Raw genomic sequence first — 17,509 nt, 5'->3', positions numbered from 1 at the left:
CCATGATGAAGATAACATCAGGTTTGATGAACATATGCGCCACCATCATCGCTTTCAGTTTTTCCCTGAATGTCTTCGCCATCAGTCCGGCAGACATTAAGAAAGGAGAATACCTTGCGCGGGTGGGCGACTGTGTATCCTGCCATACAGCCCCACATGGTAAAGACTTTGCCGGCGGGCTGCCCATGCTTACCCCGGTTGGTGCTATTTACACTACGAATATCACTCCAGACCCTGAAACCGGCATAGGTAAATATACGGAATCTGATTTTGCCAAAGCGCTACGTCGTGGTGTGGCAAAAGATGGCCACCATCTGTATCCGGCCATGCCGTATCCTTCTTATGCCAAAGTCAGTGATACTGACATTCATTACCTGTATCTTTATTTCAAGCATGGCGTCAAACCTGTGCGGCAGGCAAACAAAGCCAGTGAAATTCCATGGCCCTTGAATTACAGATTTCCGTTGGCAATCTGGAATGCATTTTTTCTGGATAAAGAGACATACAAACCTGATCCTGATAAGGATGCAAACTGGAATCGTGGGGCTTATCTTGTGCAGGGGTTAGGACATTGTGGCGCTTGCCACACTCCCCGTGGCTTGGCATTTCAGGAAAAAGGGCTTACCCATGAATCAGGTAAATTTTTAAGTGGTGAAACACTCGAAGGCTGGTCTGCGACCAACTTACGCGACGACCATAACACCGGCCTAGGCCGATGGTCAGAAAGCGACATTGTTGTTTACCTCAAATCAGGCGCTAATCAGCATAGTTCCGCTTTCGGTACTATGACCCCGGTGATTAATAACAGTACAGAAGGCATGACGCTTGAAGACTTAACCGGAATGTCCAGCTATTTAAAAACAATAAAAGGCTCAGATGATAAAGGCCAAAAGCCTTATAAATACGACCCCTCTGCTACGCTAGCGCAATTCAAAGAACCGGCAAAGCATCCCGGTGCCAAGTTATATCAACAATATTGTGCTGCCTGTCATAGCCAGAATGGTCAGGGTGTCGCTCCTTATTTATCACCGCTTGCCGGAAATCCGGCAGTGATGGATCCGGACCCATCTTCATTGATTAATGTCATCCTGAACGGCTCGCCCCAGCTAAAACCGCAGGGTGTTGCAGCTCCGTACAATATGCCAAAATTCCGCCATATACTGAATGATACAGAGGTTGCCCAGTTGGTGACTTTTATGCAAAAGGGTTGGAATCACAATCTGGATGCGACTGATGCCAAACAGGTGGCCAAAATTCGTAAGATGCCACCTTCTGCCCATTGATGATGACTTTGCTTGAATGAATAAAGCTCAGTGTCGCAAAGGTATGGGGGAGGCATAATCAAGGATGATTCTTACGCGCTTATCAGACTTTTTCTGATAAGCAGCTAACAGAAACTTCCATATCCTGTGTGTAAGGGGAAAACCTCTGACCAATAACCTAGGAGTTAAATATGGCTAATCCAGATATTCTGAATCCAGAAATTATTAATAACCAGGATGGATTTGATTCTAACCTCTTGAGCCCAGAGGTGATCAATAACCCGGATCTGAAATCTACAGCAGACCAGGACAGTGATGATGTCAATACAGATTAAGCTGATATCAATCATCTGATGAAAAAGCCCCGGGAGACCGGGGCTTTTTGCTTATGAACTGAAAGGTGAAAATTTATACTTAGAGCGCTTGGGCTTAGAAGTTGTAGTGCCAGTACAAGCTCAGCACTTCTACACCAGGATTTCTATCATCCAAATCGGCGTTGGACAAGTGGCTGACTGCCAAACCTAGGCTATTTTGTGCATTGATATCTTTTGCAATCTCGAGCTGTGAACGGAACTCAACCGGATGGCCCAAGTCGAGATCACTGCTTCCGCGACTGTAATACCCCAAACCCAAACCAGGCTTCAGGTGCCAGGTATCAGCAAACTGCCAATCATACAACACGCCGCCGCCTAGCCACAGCGAACCATCGGTGGTCGCTTGCACACCTAGCCATGGTTTTAAATGATCGACGATGACTGAAGTATCATATTCATAATCAACACGAAAATCGGTCGCAGAACGGGATCCATCGAAATCATAACTACCTACCGCAAAACCCAGGGTGTCAGCATTAGTATTAAAAGAATTGGTAAGTACAAAAGCGAGTGCGAATAGAGTGATTTTTTTCATTATTTTTTAACTCAGGTTAAGTGTTAATCAATAAGTCTAGGCCTGAACCAGGTTCTGGTAATTTTTATGGGTGCTAGGTTTTTGCCATTGAGACGTGACAACTTCTATAGGGGCTTTATTTTTGATACTAAAGGAACCTGTGATCTTGTTGGAGATATCCAGGTCTTCGAGGCAGACGATGCCAACTAATTCGTAATCCCTGTCTAATACCAGCAAACTTTTGAGCTGCTGTTCAATCATAAAGTTGATGACATACGACGTGGCCTGATCAGCAAACACATATTTCGCCTCAACAGCCATGCACTGCGCAACTTTAGTTTCTTCGAGGGATCGTCCATGGGCAACTGCTTTCATCGCGATATCTCTGATTGAAAGCATGCCGACCAAACGGCCGTTTTCACAAACGGGTATCGCATCGAAATCATTTTCTTCCATGAGTTGTGCAGCAAATTTGAGAGAATCTTGAGGGGAGGCGGTAGCAACCTGAGAGGTCATCCATTGGCTAATCATCATTTTTTTAGTCCTTTTACTATGATATTAATCTGGGCGTACTGTGGACATAGATGCGGTAGCTCCTCAGGAACTACCGCGGTGCCGGTAACCAAACACGGGAATCCTATATAGCTTCCACTTTCGGTCCCAACGGTTGCAGAATAATCAAACAGGATTATTAAATTTATCAGGCATTCACTGCTATTGATGTAGGATTTGTCGGACTTAAATCTTTAGCGGATTGATGGGAAATGAAGGCAATGAAAGCATTAAAATTAGTCATCTTTGATTGTGATGGTGTACTGGTGGACAGCGAGCCCATCACTAATCAAATATTTTTAGATATCTTGCAAGGTTATGGTCTATCCATTCCACACGAAGAGTTTGTCGCCAAATATGTAGGCAGTGGCATGAGCGTAGTCAAAGCGCTTTTATATCAGCATCACAATTTCACACTCCCGGATGACTTTTTCAAATCATTCAATGCCATGAGTATAGAGGCGCTGGAGCGAGATTTGAAAGCAGTCAAAAATGTTGAAAAAGCGATTGATGATCTCAATGTGCCATTCTGCCTGGCTTCAAATAGCTCACCAGAGAAAGTACGTTTGATGCTCAAAAAGACAACACTTTTTAACAGGTTTGATGGAAAGATTTTTACTTCCAGCCTGGTTGCCGCACCGAAACCAGCGCCCGATATTTACTTGCATGCAGCCAAAGCCAATGGCGTGTCTCCCGAAAATGTTCTGGTGATAGAAGACACGCATATAGGCGTCACTGCCGCAGTGGCTGCGGGAATGAATGTGTTCGGTTATACCGGCACTTTCCCTGCCGAGAAACTCATCAATGCCGGCGCCTCAAAAACATTCGGCGATATGAATGATTTAAAAGGGTTAATTGAAAAAACATATGGCTGAGCGGCTTAGCCAACAGTCAATTTAACACTTATTTGAAAACCAATTTAAGCGCTTCCGGGTTATCAATGCTGAGGAAATGACCGGCACCGGCAATTGTCTGCAATGTGGCAGCAGGTAATTGATTGAATGTACGCGATCTTTCCTGCTGGGTTGACCAATCAAACTCGCCATATACCAAAATGACCGGGCATTTCACCTGCGCATAAAGCTCAGATGCTTTAGACCAGCTTCGCCAGTTTTTCAGGATATTTCTGCCAAGAAACTTATAACCTGGCCTGTGACCTGTCTGATCAAATAGTTTCATTAGCCAGGTTGGTATTCTCTTGATATTGGTCACGCCACCATTCATCACCAGGCTCAAGAAAAAGCGGTTTTCTAACGCTGCGAAGATGGCACCATGCACAGGAATGGAATAATTCCACAATATGAAGTTAGCAATAAAGTTGCCACGACGGATGCCATCGGCATACCGGGTTTCATAGTCATAAGTATTGACCGCAAACACCTGCTTGATTTTCTCCGGCAGGGTGGCTGCGATGGTGAGTGCGAGCGTTGCACCGATAGACTCGCCGACCAGCGTCAGGTTGTATAGTCCTAACTGGTTGATGACTTCAATCAATGCATTCCTCAAATAAGGTTCATCATAATTGATTGATTTGTTAATGGATGACAGGCCGTGCCCAGGCAAGTCGACGGCATAAACAGTGTAGTTTTTTGCATAAAATGGGATCATCTCGCTAAAAAACTCAATCTGCGTGCGTATGGTGTGCATCAGTAAAAGCGGTGCGCCCTGGCCGGTTTTTATCACACGTATGGTTTCTCCATTCGCCAGTTTGATGAAGCGTTCTTCACCATTAAATTTCAAGTCTTTTGGTGCATAGTTCATTTAGTTTCCCCTATTGATTGGTTGGTTAATTGCCACGTTGTTGGTAAAGCGTTCGACTGTTAAAAATAGAAGCGTTTGAAAATCACTGACGCATTGACGCCGCCGAAGCCAAAGCCATTGGATAAGGCATAGTCAATGTTCTTGACTAGAGGTTGTTGGCCGACAATAGTCAGTCCACTGGCGCGTTCGTCAGCTTTCTCAAGATTAATAGTTGGCGGGCAATATTGGGTTTGAATGGCTTTAATGGTGAAGATAGCTTCCAGCCCGCCCGCTGCGCCCAATAAGTGACCTGTAGAAGATTTGGTGGCACTGATCACTGGGGCATCCTGAGTTCCAAATACACGCTTGATCGCTGCCAGTTCACCTGCATCACCGACAGGGGTAGAGGTGGCATGTGCATTGATGTGATCAATTGCAGCGGGTGTTAATCCTGCCTGATTCAAGGCTATCGACATTGCTCGCGCCGCACCGGAACCGTCTTCCGGGCTGGAGGTGATGTGGTAGGCATCCGAAGTGGTGCCGTAACCTACCAATTCGGCAATTGGCGTGGCACCTCTTGCCATGGCATGTTCATAAGATTCAATCACCAGAATACCGGCGCCTTCGCCCATGACGAATCCATCCCGGTCCTGATCAAATGGCCTTGAAGCTTGCTCGGGGGTATCTGCATATCGGCTACTCAACGCTTTGGCTGCGGCAAAGCCGCCCAGGCTTACTTTGTCGATACAGGCTTCGGCGCCACCGCAAATGACAATGTCAGCCTCATTCGCATGGATTAGCCTGGCAGCATCGCCAATCGCCTGCACACCCGCTGCACACGCGGTGACCGGTGCGCCCAGCGGCCCCTTGAATTGATGTTTTAGCGCCACCTGACCAGCGGCGAGGTTCACCAGGAATGACGGAATGGTAAAAGGTGATAAGCGCTCAACGCCTTCCTGCTCGCCTTTGCGGACTGCCTGTGCGATGGCCGGAAAGCCGCCAATGCCCGAGGCGATAATCGTGGCGGTGCGTTCGCTTTCAGCATCATTCTTTGGATGCCATTGTGCCTGATGAATCGCTTCTTCTGCCGCAATCAGCGCAAACTGGATAAACCTGTCTATCCTGCGCAACTCCTTGGCGCTGATATGCTGTGATAAATCCAGCCCAAAAACCGGATCAGTCTCTAATGGTTTTACCCAGCCGGCAATATTGACCGGGCTGCCTTCTGCCAAGATATCTGGCAACGTTGAGATGCCGGATTTTCCTTCCAGTAAATGCTTCCAGGCTAATTCAACACCTGTGCCTAGCGGGCTGACCACGCCCATTCCGGTAACAACAATTCTTTTCATAATAATGACCTTAATAACTTTTCAACATTAACGGGTGTCAAATAGTGCCGCTTGTTTTCACTAGTAATTGTTTGGGATGCGTATTGATGGGTAAACACAATAAGCCGGTGATCAGCGCCAGCGTTATATGGATGGCATAGATGCGATGAAAGTCCGCAATCTGTAATTCTGCTTTGGCTAGTAACAGCACGGTCAGCGAAACGCCAATAACTGTGCCTATCTGGCGCACGGCATGATTGATGGCGCTACCTACTGCATAATCTTTGGCGGGTAAACCAAATACGGAGGCTGCGGATAATGAAGGGATCACCAGGCCTACCGATAAGCCGCTCAATATTAATCCTGGTAACCACTCAGTCAGGTAGTCGGGGCTGGCATCCGGTACCAACATGAACCACAAGCCACTCAAGGCATAGGTGATGGTGCCGGTAATCAATAAAGGTCTATGGCCGATTTTTGAGGCAAGCTTGCCTGAAAGAATCGCGGTTGGTACCACCGTTAATGGACCTGGCATGATAGAAGTGCCAGCCATCGACTGGCTAAAGTGCCAGATATTCTTCATCCAGAAAAAGAATGAAAAAAACATAATGGCAAAGGCGATGGCAAATATAAACCCGGCAATATTGGCAAACAGGAAGGTGTCGCTCTTGAACAGGCCTAACTCGAATAACGGCTCAGGATTAGACTTTGCCCAAGGGATGTAACTGAGTAACAGGGCCAGGCCGAGTACTACGATACTGAGCAGTTCTACAGCAGACCAGTGAATAGAGTTAAGCTCGACAAGGCCGAAAGCAATCGCACCGACGCCCGTCATCAGTTGCAGTATGCCTACCCAATCCAGACGTAATTTATCCCTGGGCTGGATCGACTCTTGCAACGAAGAGGCGCTTTGCCAGACACAAAATAAGCCAATCGGGATGTTGATAAAAAATGCCCACTGCCAGCCGCCTATGTCAATAATCAATGAGCCTATCCCTGGACCCAGGGCCGCTGCCAAAGCGCCCACCGCACCCCAGGCGCCCATGACGACCATGCGTTTTTCCCTTGGGAAAGCCTCAAGCACAATGGCAAGCGCAGCGGGGGATAGCAAACATGCGCCTATGGATTGCACTATCCGGGCAACGATCAGAAAGCCGACATTGGGTGAGGCGCCGCAGGCAAATGAGGCGCTGACAAACAGCAACACACCCAGCATAAATATTTTTTTCCTGCCGAATTTATCTGCGATCCCCCCGGCTGGAATGAGCATAGCCGCATATACAATCGAGTAGGCATTCATCGCCCAGGATAAATCGGCGGCGGTTGCGCCCGGGAAGCTACGCAGGATATTGCTGAAGCCTGCATACAGAATGGTGGTATCCAGCGACACCATAAAAATGGCGATACAGGCAATCGCAAACACGCGCCATCCATTATGCGTGGCTTTGTCCGGCGGGCTGTATGTTGCTTCAGTGGTCGTCATATTTTTCTCGTATCCATCATGAATGAAACAAGCCACCACTGCTGGTGGCTTTTGTAATTAATGATTCAGGAAATAGTTGGCTGTGTTAACAAAGCTATCGTGATACTGAAAAATAGAGCCGTGGTTTGAGTCCGGGTAAAGCACTAATTGGGCATTTTTAATGTGTTTGTAGAGTGTGATCGACCCTGCAGTGTCCAACATGGTGTCATTGCTTCCGGTCACCACCAGTACCGGTTGCTGGATGGCGGTAAGTGTTTTGTATTCCGGATCCGGCGTGCTGGTCCATACGATCAGCGCTTTGCCATGCGCATCGGCAATGTCTTTACCACTCTCAGGGTCACGGTCTTTTGTTCTGGCGTAGACGCGGGATAAAAATTCAGCGCCCGCTTTTTTGCCGGCATCGGTTTGAGAGAAGAACAGGTAGTCACGGGGGTCAGGCGCATTGGCTCTCGAAAATGCCTCATTCAGCACCTTCATGAGATTGTTACCACCGCCTTGATGTGTCGTTCCGGCAAGAATGACTTTATGGATGAGTTCCGGATGTTGCGCAGCCAGTTCTTGTGCAACGAACCCGCCCAGTGAAAATCCCAACAGGTCTACTTTTTTGTAACCGAGCGCCTGGATAAAAGCATAAGCGTCAGTGGTCATTTGTGCGACATTGTCAGCAACGACACCATTAGTAGCACCCACGCCCCGGTTGTTAAAGACCACTACCGGCCTTGTTTTTGCAAAGGCATTCACCACAGCCGGATCCCATGCATCCATGGTGCCGGTAAAGTGTTGCAGGAATACTAAAGGCGTTCCTGTTTTAGGGCCTAATGCGCGATAGGAGAATTTAACGCCATTGGTTTCTAAAAATTGGGTAGGAGCAGTTTCCAGTTTGTCTGCTGCCGAGGCAATACCAGGCTCTACAATTGAAAATGTAGTGGCAATTAATAATAATGATTTGATAAATTTGTGCATAAACAGCTCCTTTTTTAATACGATTTTGATAAAGTTTTTTTATTTAATACCGTTTGGTATATAAATAATATTCAGCAACACTTGCCTTGTCAATATTTTTTTGTAACAATTGGTATATTATTTATTTGAAAGGCTTAAGCATGACTACCGAGACCAAAAAATTACGAGGGCGTCCACGGGTGTTTGATATGGATGAGGCACTTGATAAGGCCCTGCAGATTTTCTGGCAAAGAGGTTATGAAGGTGCATCGCTCGCTGAACTGACCGAAGCCTTAGGCGTCAATAAGCCCAGTTTGTATGCCGCCTTCGGTAATAAAGAAGAGTTATTTATGAAGGCATTATCAAAATACACCACGGGCCCGGTGGCTTTTGTGAGGGATGTGATCAATGAACCTACCTCGCATGCTGTGGCTAAGCGTTTTCTATATGAAGCAGCCGATTTTTTAACCCAGCCTTCTCATCCCAAAGGTTGCATGATTGTGCAGGGCGCGTTATCCGGCGGCGAAAGTGCCGAGATGGTGAAAAAAGTGCTTATACAATATAGAAACGCTTATGAAAACTTGCTGACCAAACGTTTTGAGCAGGCTAAACAGGATGGCGACTTATTAAGTGACGCCGACCCGCATGCGTTGGCGAAATATCTTGCAACCTTGCATCAGGGCATGTCGGTGCAGGCGACCAGTGGCGCCTCTAACGACGATTTAAAGGCAATTGCCGACTTGGCTTTAAGTGCCTGGCCAAAAGCAAAGTAATTACATCAATATATGAATCTGTTAAGGTGTGATTAATTATAAATAACCATGCCGCTAACAGATGGATTCCTCTCCACGAACATTCATCAAGCTTGATAGCTCGGAAACGCAGCCTATCCATTTGCAGATATACCATAGGTTTAAAGCGGCCATTGAAAGTAACTTGCTGAATGATGGCGACCGGATTCCTTCTACCAGGACATTGGCGAGCGAACTGAATGTCGCCAGAGGCACGGTTGAAAGTGCTTATGCCATGCTGCTGGGAGAGGGGGTTTTTATCTCCAAAGGTCAATCCGGCACTTATGTCTCCACTTTGTTGCGCAAGCCGGCTGCTAAAAAACTGAGGACTGTTGTACCACCTGTTGCCAAACAACCTGTCTCACAAACAGCTGATATCGAACTGGCAAAATCTGTTTCTCCCATTTATTTACCTGGTTGTCCGGCATTTGATGCTTTCCCCAGAAAAATATGGTCAAGATTAAGTGGTAACCGGGTCCGTGCAATGTCAGCGGAAGAGATGCGTCTCAAAGAGCCTCAAGGGTATGAGCCATTAAGGCAATCCATCGCAGCCTACTTGCGGCTTGCGCGCGGTGTGGTGTGCGAGCCGGAACAGGTTTTCATCACCAATGGTTACCAGGGCGCCCTGGATTTTTTGAGTAAGGTCTTCAAGTTTTACGGTGAGAATATCTGGATGGAAGATCCGGGATTTTTGCTGGCAGCCATGCTGCTCAAGGACCTTGGTGCCAATATCATCCGCGTGCCGATTGATGAACAGGGCCTGATCGTGTCTGCTGGAGTCGACAAATGTCTAGATGCCAAATTGGCCATTGTGACGCCTTCACACCATAGCCCGCTGGGATTGCCACTTTCGGCTGCGCGGAGGATTGAGCTGCTGCAATGGGCAAGTGCTAATGATTCATGGATCATTGAGGATGACTATGATGGGGAATTCCGCTATTCCGGCTATCCGCTGCCTTCATTAAAAAGCCTGGATCAATACGACAGGGTGATTTATGCCGGCAGTTTCAGTAAAACCATTTTTCCTGCATTGAAGATTGGTTATATCGTCGTTCCGTCTGGACTGGTGGATATCTGCAACGAGAAGGCCGCTATCTATCAACGCGGCTTTACCATTACTTCGCAAATGGTAGTGAATGATTTCATTACCGAAGGGCATTTTTCGCGCCACCTGAAAAAGATGCGTGACTTGTATGCACACAGGCGCGAACTGGCCAGCAAGGCGCTGATGGATGTGTTTGAGGACAAAATACAGATCAGCTCGCACAAAAACGGCATGCACTTCGTAGCGTCTCTAGATCATCAGTATTCTGATACTGAAGTCTGTAGCAGCTTTAACAAGCTGGGCTATGGTATTTATCCTATTTCAAAATGGACCATCGATCCCAAATACAACGGTCTGCTGATCGGGTTCAGCAATGTGCCTAACAAGAAAGTCGCCGAAGAAATGGCGATCAAGCTGAAGAATAGTTTCATCATTGAATAGAAATACAACAACACCTTTTTCATCTCCAGGTTGCGTTATATGTCTGGTGTATATATCGCTTCAATAAAATCGTGGGAAATGTTGGGCGGTGTTGTACCGAAGTATCCATATAATCGACTTCCAAACCGGCAAATTTTTGCTTGAGCTGTGCAATAAGATAAGCTGACAGCATCTTGGAACTGGAACCTGTTATTTTCGGTCTGGCGTCTACGTGCATGACTCTCATATCTATCCACCGACACGTAATAATGTGCATGGATACTGGATGTTTAAACCATCATCCAGTATCTGGCTAAGGTTTAGTCGATTGGCAAAACAGGTGCTTTGTTTTTGTCTTTCAACAGTAATACCAGGAATTTTGCAGGTTTTGTTTTGCTGGCGTTACGGCCCACAGTGTGAATATCTTCAGGGCTTTCATAGAAGCTTTGGCCCGCGCCCAGGGTGAGCTCTTTGCCCCCTTTGACTGCCATCACGATTTCACCTTCCAGCACATATACAAAAGCTTGGGCTTCATGTTTGTGCGGCGTTTCGATCTCGCCTGGTTTGTAATTCACGGTAAGCATAATCATTTCTTTGCCGGGAATATTGCTCAGGTCTTTATTCATGATCATGGTCAGCTCCGGGTGATCATGACTGCCCTCATGCGCAATTGCAGCAGTCGTGGTGAATAACGCGATGGAAATCAGTACTGTTTGAATCAATTTCATGATGAGTATCCTTTCAATCAATAAGGGTGTCTTATTTATAAGCTCTGCCAGGATTGCTCAACCACTGGTTAAAGGTTAGGCTGCCAATTAAAACAGGGTGCAGGCTTGGGGTAAGGGTGCCGTCATTGACTGGGAAAGTCTGTACATAAAGGGCGCTTTCATCTGTTACGACATCACGGCCATCCTGCTCAGCAGCAAGTGTTCTGCGGGCAAACTCGCTCATGGCAATCTGTTCCGGGCCGGCGATATCGACAATAGCGTTGTAGGGCGTGCCGGTCGCGATGCCTGCAATTGCCTGAGCCACATCAATTGCAGCAATCGGCTGCATTTTTGCCGAGGGCAAACGCACGATGTCATCTTCAGTCGCAGCTTGCGCAATAAATCTGGCAAACTCGAAAAATTGCGTCGCACGTCCGATGGTGTAAGGAATGCCGGAAACCTTGATCAGGTTTTCCTGTTGTAGTTTTCCCTGGAAATAACCTGAAATTTGCAGGTTCTGCGTACCAACGACTGATAGCGCAATGTAGTGTTTAATGGCTTGGTCTTTGGCTGCGGCAATAATATTGCTGGTAGCTTTCTCAAAAAACTCCCGCGCAATATTGTCCTCAAAACTTGGCGAATCCATGGTGTCGATAATGATATCTGCATTTTGCAGCACCGCATCCAGGCCCTGGCCTGTGTATGCATCTACACCCAGATTGCGTGAAGCAACGATCGCCTCGTGACCTTGTGTGTTCAATACTTCAACTACCTTGCTACCGATTAAACCTCTACCGCCAAAAACGACTGCTTTCATGAAATCTCTCCTCTAAATGCCTGATGATTGATACTAAATGACAGAACGAATGTTATTGGAGACGGCAAGATAGCTACAGAGCCATGATTGTGAGAAATGCATAGGCCATGATCAGCCTTGCAGGTTGAGGAATCTAAATGTGCTTGATACCCGGAAAAAATAAACCTGCCGAATGGCAGGTTTATTGAACAAGAGCGAAGAGGTGCGTATCAGGCCTCTGTCGGGCTTCTGTAACGAGCCAGCCAGTGCGCATATGGTGCAGGCAATACCCAGGCTGCGTTTTCCTGATTCAATGCTTTTGCCGCAAAATAAGGCCAATGCGGGTTTTCCAGATGCGCGCGGCCTATCATGGCTAAGTCCAGTTCTTCATTGCGAATCGCATTATCTGCCAATGTGGGCGCACCAAAACCCCAGGCGGATGACACCGGAATACCCGCTTCATTGCGTACGCGCTGCGCAACCGGTGCCAGGAATGCCGGTCCCCAGGGAATATTCGTTTCCGGAATGGTGAAGCCGACACTGACACTCAGCATATCCAGTCCGCGCTGTTTCCAGGCTTTGACCAGTTGAATGGATTCGCTCAGGGTTTCTTCATCTTTACCATCATATTCAATCACACCAAATCGTGCGGTAAGTGGCAGGTTTTCCGGCCAGACTTCACGAATGGCTTCCAGTGTTTCAATAGTAAAGCGTGAACGGTTTTCAAAACTGCCGCCGTAAATATCCGTGCGCTGGTTAGAGTGTGCTGAAGTAAAGCTTTGACCCAGGTAGCCATGGGCAAAATGGATTTCCAGCCATTCAAATCCTGCATCCAGCGCGCGTTTGGCAGCAGCAGCAAAGTCATTCTTAACTCGGGTAATGTCAGCGATGGTCATTTCTTTAGGCACGCGTGGCAGGTCGCCGCCAAAGGCAATCGGCGAAGCGCCTATGGTTTGCCATGCGCGAGGATCGTTTTCAGGGATATGGTCGTCGCCTTCCCACGGTTTGTTGGCACTGGCTTTACGTCCGGCATGCGCAATCTGGATGCCGGGCACTGCGCCAGCCGCCTTGATTGCTGCCGCGATCTCGCGCAGTTTTTCTGCCTGGGCATCATTCCAGATGCCTAAACATCCCGGCGTGATGCGGCCTTCCGGCGCGACGCCGGTAGCTTCTACAATCACCAGGCCACTACCACCACGTGCCAGGCTGGTGTAATGGGCAAGGTGCCAGTCATTCACTACACCATCTTCTGCCATATACTGGCACATCGGCGGGATGGCAATGCGGTTTCTGAGAGTTACGTCTTTTAACTGGTAGCTTGAAAATAAGTCAGCCATAGGAGTCCTTTTACTTAAGTTTTTAAATGATGTTTATGCTGGTGTTGAATATGTTTTGCCTGAGACTAATTGCATTTCGATCACTGCCAATACCAGCCCAACGAATACGATGCTGGCAGCAATCCAGCCAATTGAGGTCAGCCCAAGGCCATGTGAAATCACCAGTCCGCCTACCCAGGCACCGGCGGCATTACCGATATTGAATGCCCCTATATTCATGGCAGAAGCCAATGTTGGCGCGCCGCTGGCTTTTTCCAGGATCTTGATCTGTAATGAAGGCACCGCAGCAAAACCGGCAACACCCAGCAGACCGACGAGGGTGACTACCGCAATCTGATTGTGCGCGAATAATGAAAACGAAGCCAAAATGGCGATGATGAATATCAATGCGCCTATCAGTGTTTTATCAAGATGAATGTCGGCAAGCTTGGCACCCAGGATATTGCCGATCACCATGCCAACGCCGAATAACAGAAACACTGGTGAGATAGCGGTGGATGAAAAAAGGGCTACATCGGTAAGTATCGGTGCCAGGTAAGTCAGCACGGCAAACAGCCCAGTATCAGCAATAATAGTCAGCAACAGTCCCGCAATGACCTGCGGTTGCAGCAGGGTAGTTATCTCTGATTTCACATCCACTTTTTCAGCATGATGATCTTTAGGCAGCAAGTAAAACAGCGCTGCCAATGCTATAGGACCGATCATGGTTACCGCCCAGAACGTTGATCGCCAGCCCAGCATCTGGCCTAACCAGGTGCCTGCCGGCACACCAACCACATTTGCCACCGTCAGTCCGGTAAACATCAGTGCCAGCGCAAACGCGCGTTTTTCTTTTGGTACGAGGTCGGTCGCTACAATGGCGCCTATGCCAAAGAAAGTACCATGTGCAAATGAGGTGACTACCCTGGCTACCATGAGCGTGGTGTAGTCAGGAGCGATTGCACAAATCAAATTGCCCAAGGTAAATATTCCCATCAGCCACAGCAGCGAATTCTTGCGTGAAAATTTAGTCATTAATATCGACATAATCGGGGCGCCCACAGCAACACCAAGTGCATAACCGGTAATTAATAATCCTGCCATTGGAATGCTGACCATCAGGTCCCGGCTGACTTCCGGCAACAATCCCATAATGACGAATTCGGTAGTGCCTATACCAAACGCGCCCGCCATCAATGCATAGAGGGCGAGGGGAATGCCCTGGGAGGATTTTTCTTTTTTCATATTGCCTGTTTAAAAATGCTTAGATGAAATTCTATTGTTCGAATATAATCGAACAATAGAATAATATCAAGTACTGTGATAAATTTTAGTCATGCGACAAATCAAACATCCAAGTCTGGATCAAGTTGAACTGACGGACATCATGTATGCGCTGTCGGACCCGACACGCCTGGAGATTGTCGGGCGACTGGCGAGTGCTGGCCGCAAGATGACCTGTGGCGAGTTCGACTTGAATCGTCCAAAATCCAGCATGTCACATCACTTTAAAATCCTGCGTGCAGCCGGGCTGGTTGAAACCCTGATTGAAGGCACGGAGCATTTGAATGCACTGAGGGTGAAAGAAATAGAGCAGAAGTTTCCCGGGGTGCTGCAATCGGTGCTCAGGGTCCTAAGTCCCGCCGCTGATACCACGGTTTAAGATTTTTGCAGTTTGAGCTTATGCCAGGTGTGCGATCAGGTAATCGACAAAAGATGCCAGCTTGGGCGTCGTCTGGCGTTCTTTCGGATAAATAGCGTTTACCGGTCTCGGTGACGGCTTGAAGTCCTGAAGCACCTCTACCAGGGCACCGCTTTTGATATCCTGATCGAGCAATAGCCTGGGAGAAAGAATCAAACCCAGACCCTTGATCGCGGCGGTGCGCAGTGACTGGGCATGGTTCGCATCAAAGCGCGAATTTGCCTGCAGGGTGCTATCCAGATGTTTGCTCAGCAGTTTCCATCCGCCATCATGTTTCCAGTTGGTGAAATTCAGGCACTGAAATTGTTTTAAATCATCCGGGTGCTGTGGTGTGCCATATCTTTCCAGGTAAGCAGGCGAGGCGCAGGTAGCCACTTCAAACTCGGTAAGTTTTCTCGCCACATAGGTTGAGTCATCCAGCTCGCCTATCCTGATCGCTACATCAAAGCCTTCATCAATAATATCCACAAACCGGTCCGCTAAAGTCAGCTCTATCGATACTTCCGGGTATTCAAGCAGGAAATCGGCGATCAAGGGTGTCAATGTAATTGATCCAAACCAGATAGGCGCGCTTACCCTGAGTTGGCCTCTGGGCTTGCCGCGCAATATTTCTGCGCCAGCTTCAGCTTCATTGATTTGCTTAAGAATCTCTTTGCAGTTCTCGTAATAATTACTTCCGATTTCGGTAAGCTTCAATGTACGGGTGGTTCTCTTTAACAAAGTAGAGCCAAGCCGCTTTTCCAATGCATTGATGTGTTTGCTGATCATGGAGGGCGAGAGCCGGCATTCAGTCGCTGCCGCAGTAAAGCTCCCAAGCTCTACTACCCTGGTAAACACTTCCATGCTTTCGACTCTATCCATATTGAACACTATAGGTAAATAATATTTTTAATAATAAGCTATTTATCACTTTTGGTGAATAAACCACAATGTCTGTCATCACTTATTTCAAAGGTGAAAAAACGGATTGGGTTGAGCTAATACCAACCTGTGATGTCGATAAGAAATGCATGCATGAAAGCTATCAATCGCTGATGTGTTTCTTTATCAACTGCAATGATGCTTTGAATTAAACCTACAATTTATAACTGACTGGAGCAATGATGAAAACATTCTTAAGTATTGGTAGTGGCCCTGGCATTGGTTTCGCCACGGCTGAACGTTTTGCCAAAGAGGGATTCCACGTAGTGTTAAGTGCGCGTACCGTAGAAAAAACCAGCGCCTTGGTGGAGAAACTCAAGGCTAAAGGTTATTCCGCGGAAGCGAAAACGGTGGATGCCGGTAATCCTGCCAGCGTAACAGCGCTGGTGAGCGCAGTCGAAAAGCAACAGGGTGCGATTGACGTGCTGCATTACAACGCAGCATTTATACGCCAGGCGACGATTGCTACACAACCTGTCGAAAGCTTTAATAGCGATCTGGCCGTGAATATCGGCGGCTCGCTGGCCGCTACCCAAGCGGCTGCACCAGGCATGATCAAGCACGGTTCAGGCACAGTATTATTAACCGGCGGTGGTTTTGCGCTGTCGCCGCATCCTGACTACCTTTCGATCAGTATCGGGAAAGCGGGGATACGCGCCCAGGCGCTGGCATTGTTCGAATCCCTAAAAGAGCAGGGCATCCATATAGCAAGTGTTACGGTAGCCACATTCGTCAATCCGGATTCCAAAGAGGCGACCGATATCGGTGAGGAATTCTGGAAACTGTATTCCCAGCCCAAAGATACCTGGACAGCTGAAGTGGTTTACCCGCAAAGCTAATTTTTCCATTCACCTTTAACCAGCACCCTCAGCCAGTCACTCCCTGAAAGTGGCTGCTGTGGTGTTTGCTGTCTTTTAGCCAGCCAATGGTTAGCATGCATTCGAGGATTGCAGCGCATATTGATGAGTGCAGCACCAAGTTAAAGTTTGTTGGATTGCAGCAAGCCAGGTTGCCAATGAGAATCATTATCAATATAATTGATTGTCTTTCAACCGTTTGTTCACAGAAGTATCTCTTTGCAGATTGATCTCACAAAAAGTAGGCTGCTGTCATCACTGGTCTTGCATTATGGTGAGTTAGTCAATCACCTTAATCATCATTTTGGCAGCCGCCATTTTGCCGAAGACGTCGTGCACGATGTCTGCATCCAGCTCATGGAGAATCCCCCAACTGCCGAGATCAGGACGCCATTGAGCTACCTGAGAACAATAAGCATGAACAGGGCGCTGGACCGCACCCGGCATGAAAAGGTAGGTGCGAGCTACATTGCAAATCTGCCTGCTGAAGGCGATAGCCATTTTTATGATGGCGCCGCCGCACTGGAGTTTGCGCAAAAAATTGAGCAGATCCGGCAAATGATTGATGCCTTGCCGAAAAAGCAACGGCAGGTATTTTTATTGCATCAGTTGTACGAAATTTCGCAGCATGAAATTGCGGTCGAAATGGGAATATCCGCCAATATGGTGTCACGGCATTTCAATAAGGCGCTGGTAAATATCACCATAGCCAGGAAACAGCTATCCATTTAGAATAAATAAGCTGTCAACCCACTCCCA

General features: G+C 47.6%; 19 protein-coding genes. 8 read left to right on the top strand and 11 right to left on the bottom strand.

Annotation, left to right across the window (positions count from 1 at the left end; all coding sequences use genetic code 11):
• Positions 1–2 precede the first annotated feature (2 nt).
• Positions 3–1,283, top strand: a complete 1,281-nt coding sequence (locus ASG34_RS09270) for a cytochrome c (RefSeq protein ID WP_055829793.1) — start codon at positions 3–5, stop codon at positions 1,281–1,283.
• A 170-nt stretch (positions 1,284–1,453) separates the two neighbouring features.
• Positions 1,454–1,597, top strand: coding sequence for a hypothetical protein (locus ASG34_RS14005; protein WP_156376473.1), 144 nt, complete (start codon positions 1,454–1,456; stop codon positions 1,595–1,597).
• A 94-nt stretch (positions 1,598–1,691) separates the two neighbouring features.
• Here ASG34_RS14005 and ASG34_RS09265 read toward each other — a convergent pair whose 3' ends face one another.
• Together ASG34_RS09265 and ASG34_RS09260 are read right to left on the bottom strand one after the other, a co-directional pair.
• Positions 1,692–2,171 (bottom strand): acyloxyacyl hydrolase, encoded by a 480-nt coding sequence (locus ASG34_RS09265; RefSeq protein ID WP_055829791.1) that lies wholly within the window; start codon positions 2,169–2,171, stop codon positions 1,692–1,694.
• A gap of 36 nt (positions 2,172–2,207) precedes the next feature.
• Entirely contained in the window at positions 2,208–2,684 is a 477-nt protein-coding gene (locus ASG34_RS09260) for a CBS domain-containing protein (protein ID WP_055829788.1), read from the bottom strand.
• Positions 2,685–2,923: 239 nt separating this feature from the next.
• Here ASG34_RS09260 and ASG34_RS09255 point away from each other — a divergent pair, with 239 nt between their 5' ends.
• Positions 2,924–3,577 carry an HAD family hydrolase gene (locus ASG34_RS09255; protein ID WP_055829786.1) on the top strand — a complete coding sequence of 218 codons (654 nt, stop codon included), beginning with the start codon at positions 2,924–2,926 and terminating at the stop codon, positions 3,575–3,577.
• Between the two features lie 28 nt (positions 3,578–3,605).
• Here the strand turns inward: ASG34_RS09255 and ASG34_RS09250 are convergent, their stop codons facing one another.
• The 4 genes from ASG34_RS09250 to ASG34_RS09235 are packed head-to-tail and all read right to left on the bottom strand — an operon-like array spanning position 3,606 to position 8,216.
• Entirely contained in the window at positions 3,606–4,463 is an 858-nt protein-coding gene (locus tag ASG34_RS09250) for an alpha/beta fold hydrolase (RefSeq protein WP_055829784.1), read from the bottom strand.
• Positions 4,464–4,522: 59 nt separating this feature from the next.
• On the bottom strand, positions 4,523–5,791 hold the full coding sequence (gene fabF / locus ASG34_RS09245; protein WP_055829782.1) for a beta-ketoacyl-ACP synthase II: 1,269 nt from the start codon (positions 5,789–5,791) through the stop codon (positions 4,523–4,525).
• Positions 5,792–5,828: 37 nt separating this feature from the next.
• Positions 5,829–7,253, bottom strand: a complete 1,425-nt coding sequence (locus ASG34_RS09240; RefSeq protein WP_055829780.1) for an MFS transporter — start codon at positions 7,251–7,253, stop codon at positions 5,829–5,831.
• Positions 7,254–7,310: 57 nt separating this feature from the next.
• Entirely contained in the window at positions 7,311–8,216 is a 906-nt protein-coding gene (locus ASG34_RS09235; protein WP_055829778.1) for an alpha/beta fold hydrolase, read from the bottom strand.
• A gap of 140 nt (positions 8,217–8,356) precedes the next feature.
• On the opposite strand from ASG34_RS09235, the gene ASG34_RS09230 reads away from it, so the two are divergent.
• Together ASG34_RS09230 and pdxR are read left to right on the top strand one after the other, a co-directional pair.
• Positions 8,357–8,968, top strand: coding sequence for a TetR/AcrR family transcriptional regulator (locus ASG34_RS09230; RefSeq protein ID WP_055829776.1), 612 nt, complete (start codon positions 8,357–8,359; stop codon positions 8,966–8,968).
• Between the two features lie 61 nt (positions 8,969–9,029).
• A complete protein-coding gene (pdxR, locus tag ASG34_RS09225) occupies positions 9,030–10,472 on the top strand; it encodes a MocR-like pyridoxine biosynthesis transcription factor PdxR (protein WP_055829775.1) in 1,443 nt (480 codons plus the stop codon).
• Between the two features lie 299 nt (positions 10,473–10,771).
• Here pdxR and ASG34_RS09220 read toward each other — a convergent pair whose 3' ends face one another.
• From ASG34_RS09220 to ASG34_RS09205, 4 genes are all read right to left on the bottom strand, one after another.
• A complete protein-coding gene (locus ASG34_RS09220) occupies positions 10,772–11,179 on the bottom strand; it encodes a cupin domain-containing protein (protein WP_055829774.1) in 408 nt (135 codons plus the stop codon).
• A 31-nt stretch (positions 11,180–11,210) separates the two neighbouring features.
• Positions 11,211–11,975 carry an SDR family oxidoreductase gene (locus tag ASG34_RS09215; RefSeq protein WP_055829772.1) on the bottom strand — a complete coding sequence of 255 codons (765 nt, stop codon included), beginning with the start codon at positions 11,973–11,975 and terminating at the stop codon, positions 11,211–11,213.
• Between the two features lie 209 nt (positions 11,976–12,184).
• Positions 12,185–13,291, bottom strand: a complete 1,107-nt coding sequence (locus ASG34_RS09210; protein ID WP_055829770.1) for an NADH:flavin oxidoreductase/NADH oxidase — start codon at positions 13,289–13,291, stop codon at positions 12,185–12,187.
• 33 nt (positions 13,292–13,324) lie between these two features.
• On the bottom strand, positions 13,325–14,515 hold the full coding sequence (locus ASG34_RS09205) for an MFS transporter (protein WP_055829768.1): 1,191 nt from the start codon (positions 14,513–14,515) through the stop codon (positions 13,325–13,327).
• Between the two features lie 91 nt (positions 14,516–14,606).
• Between ASG34_RS09205 and ASG34_RS09200 the strand changes: the two genes are divergently transcribed.
• Positions 14,607–14,933, top strand: coding sequence for an ArsR/SmtB family transcription factor (locus ASG34_RS09200; RefSeq protein ID WP_055829766.1), 327 nt, complete (start codon positions 14,607–14,609; stop codon positions 14,931–14,933).
• 18 nt (positions 14,934–14,951) lie between these two features.
• Here ASG34_RS09200 and ASG34_RS09195 read toward each other — a convergent pair whose 3' ends face one another.
• On the bottom strand, positions 14,952–15,833 hold the full coding sequence (locus tag ASG34_RS09195) for a LysR family transcriptional regulator (RefSeq protein ID WP_055829764.1): 882 nt from the start codon (positions 15,831–15,833) through the stop codon (positions 14,952–14,954).
• Between the two features lie 239 nt (positions 15,834–16,072).
• On the opposite strand from ASG34_RS09195, the gene ASG34_RS09190 reads away from it, so the two are divergent.
• Positions 16,073–16,732: an SDR family oxidoreductase gene (locus ASG34_RS09190; protein WP_235559746.1), complete on the top strand. Its 660-nt coding sequence runs from the start codon at positions 16,073–16,075 to the stop codon at positions 16,730–16,732.
• Positions 16,733–16,969: 237 nt separating this feature from the next.
• Positions 16,970–17,482 carry an RNA polymerase sigma factor gene (locus ASG34_RS09185; protein WP_235559745.1) on the top strand — a complete coding sequence of 171 codons (513 nt, stop codon included), beginning with the start codon at positions 16,970–16,972 and terminating at the stop codon, positions 17,480–17,482.
• Positions 17,483–17,509: the final 27 nt, after the last annotated feature.

Source organism: Methylophilus sp. Leaf416 (assembly GCF_001424665.1).
Taxonomy (GTDB): Bacteria; Pseudomonadota; Gammaproteobacteria; order Burkholderiales; family Methylophilaceae; genus Methylophilus.
This window is presented reverse-complemented; position numbering and strand designations above follow the sequence as displayed.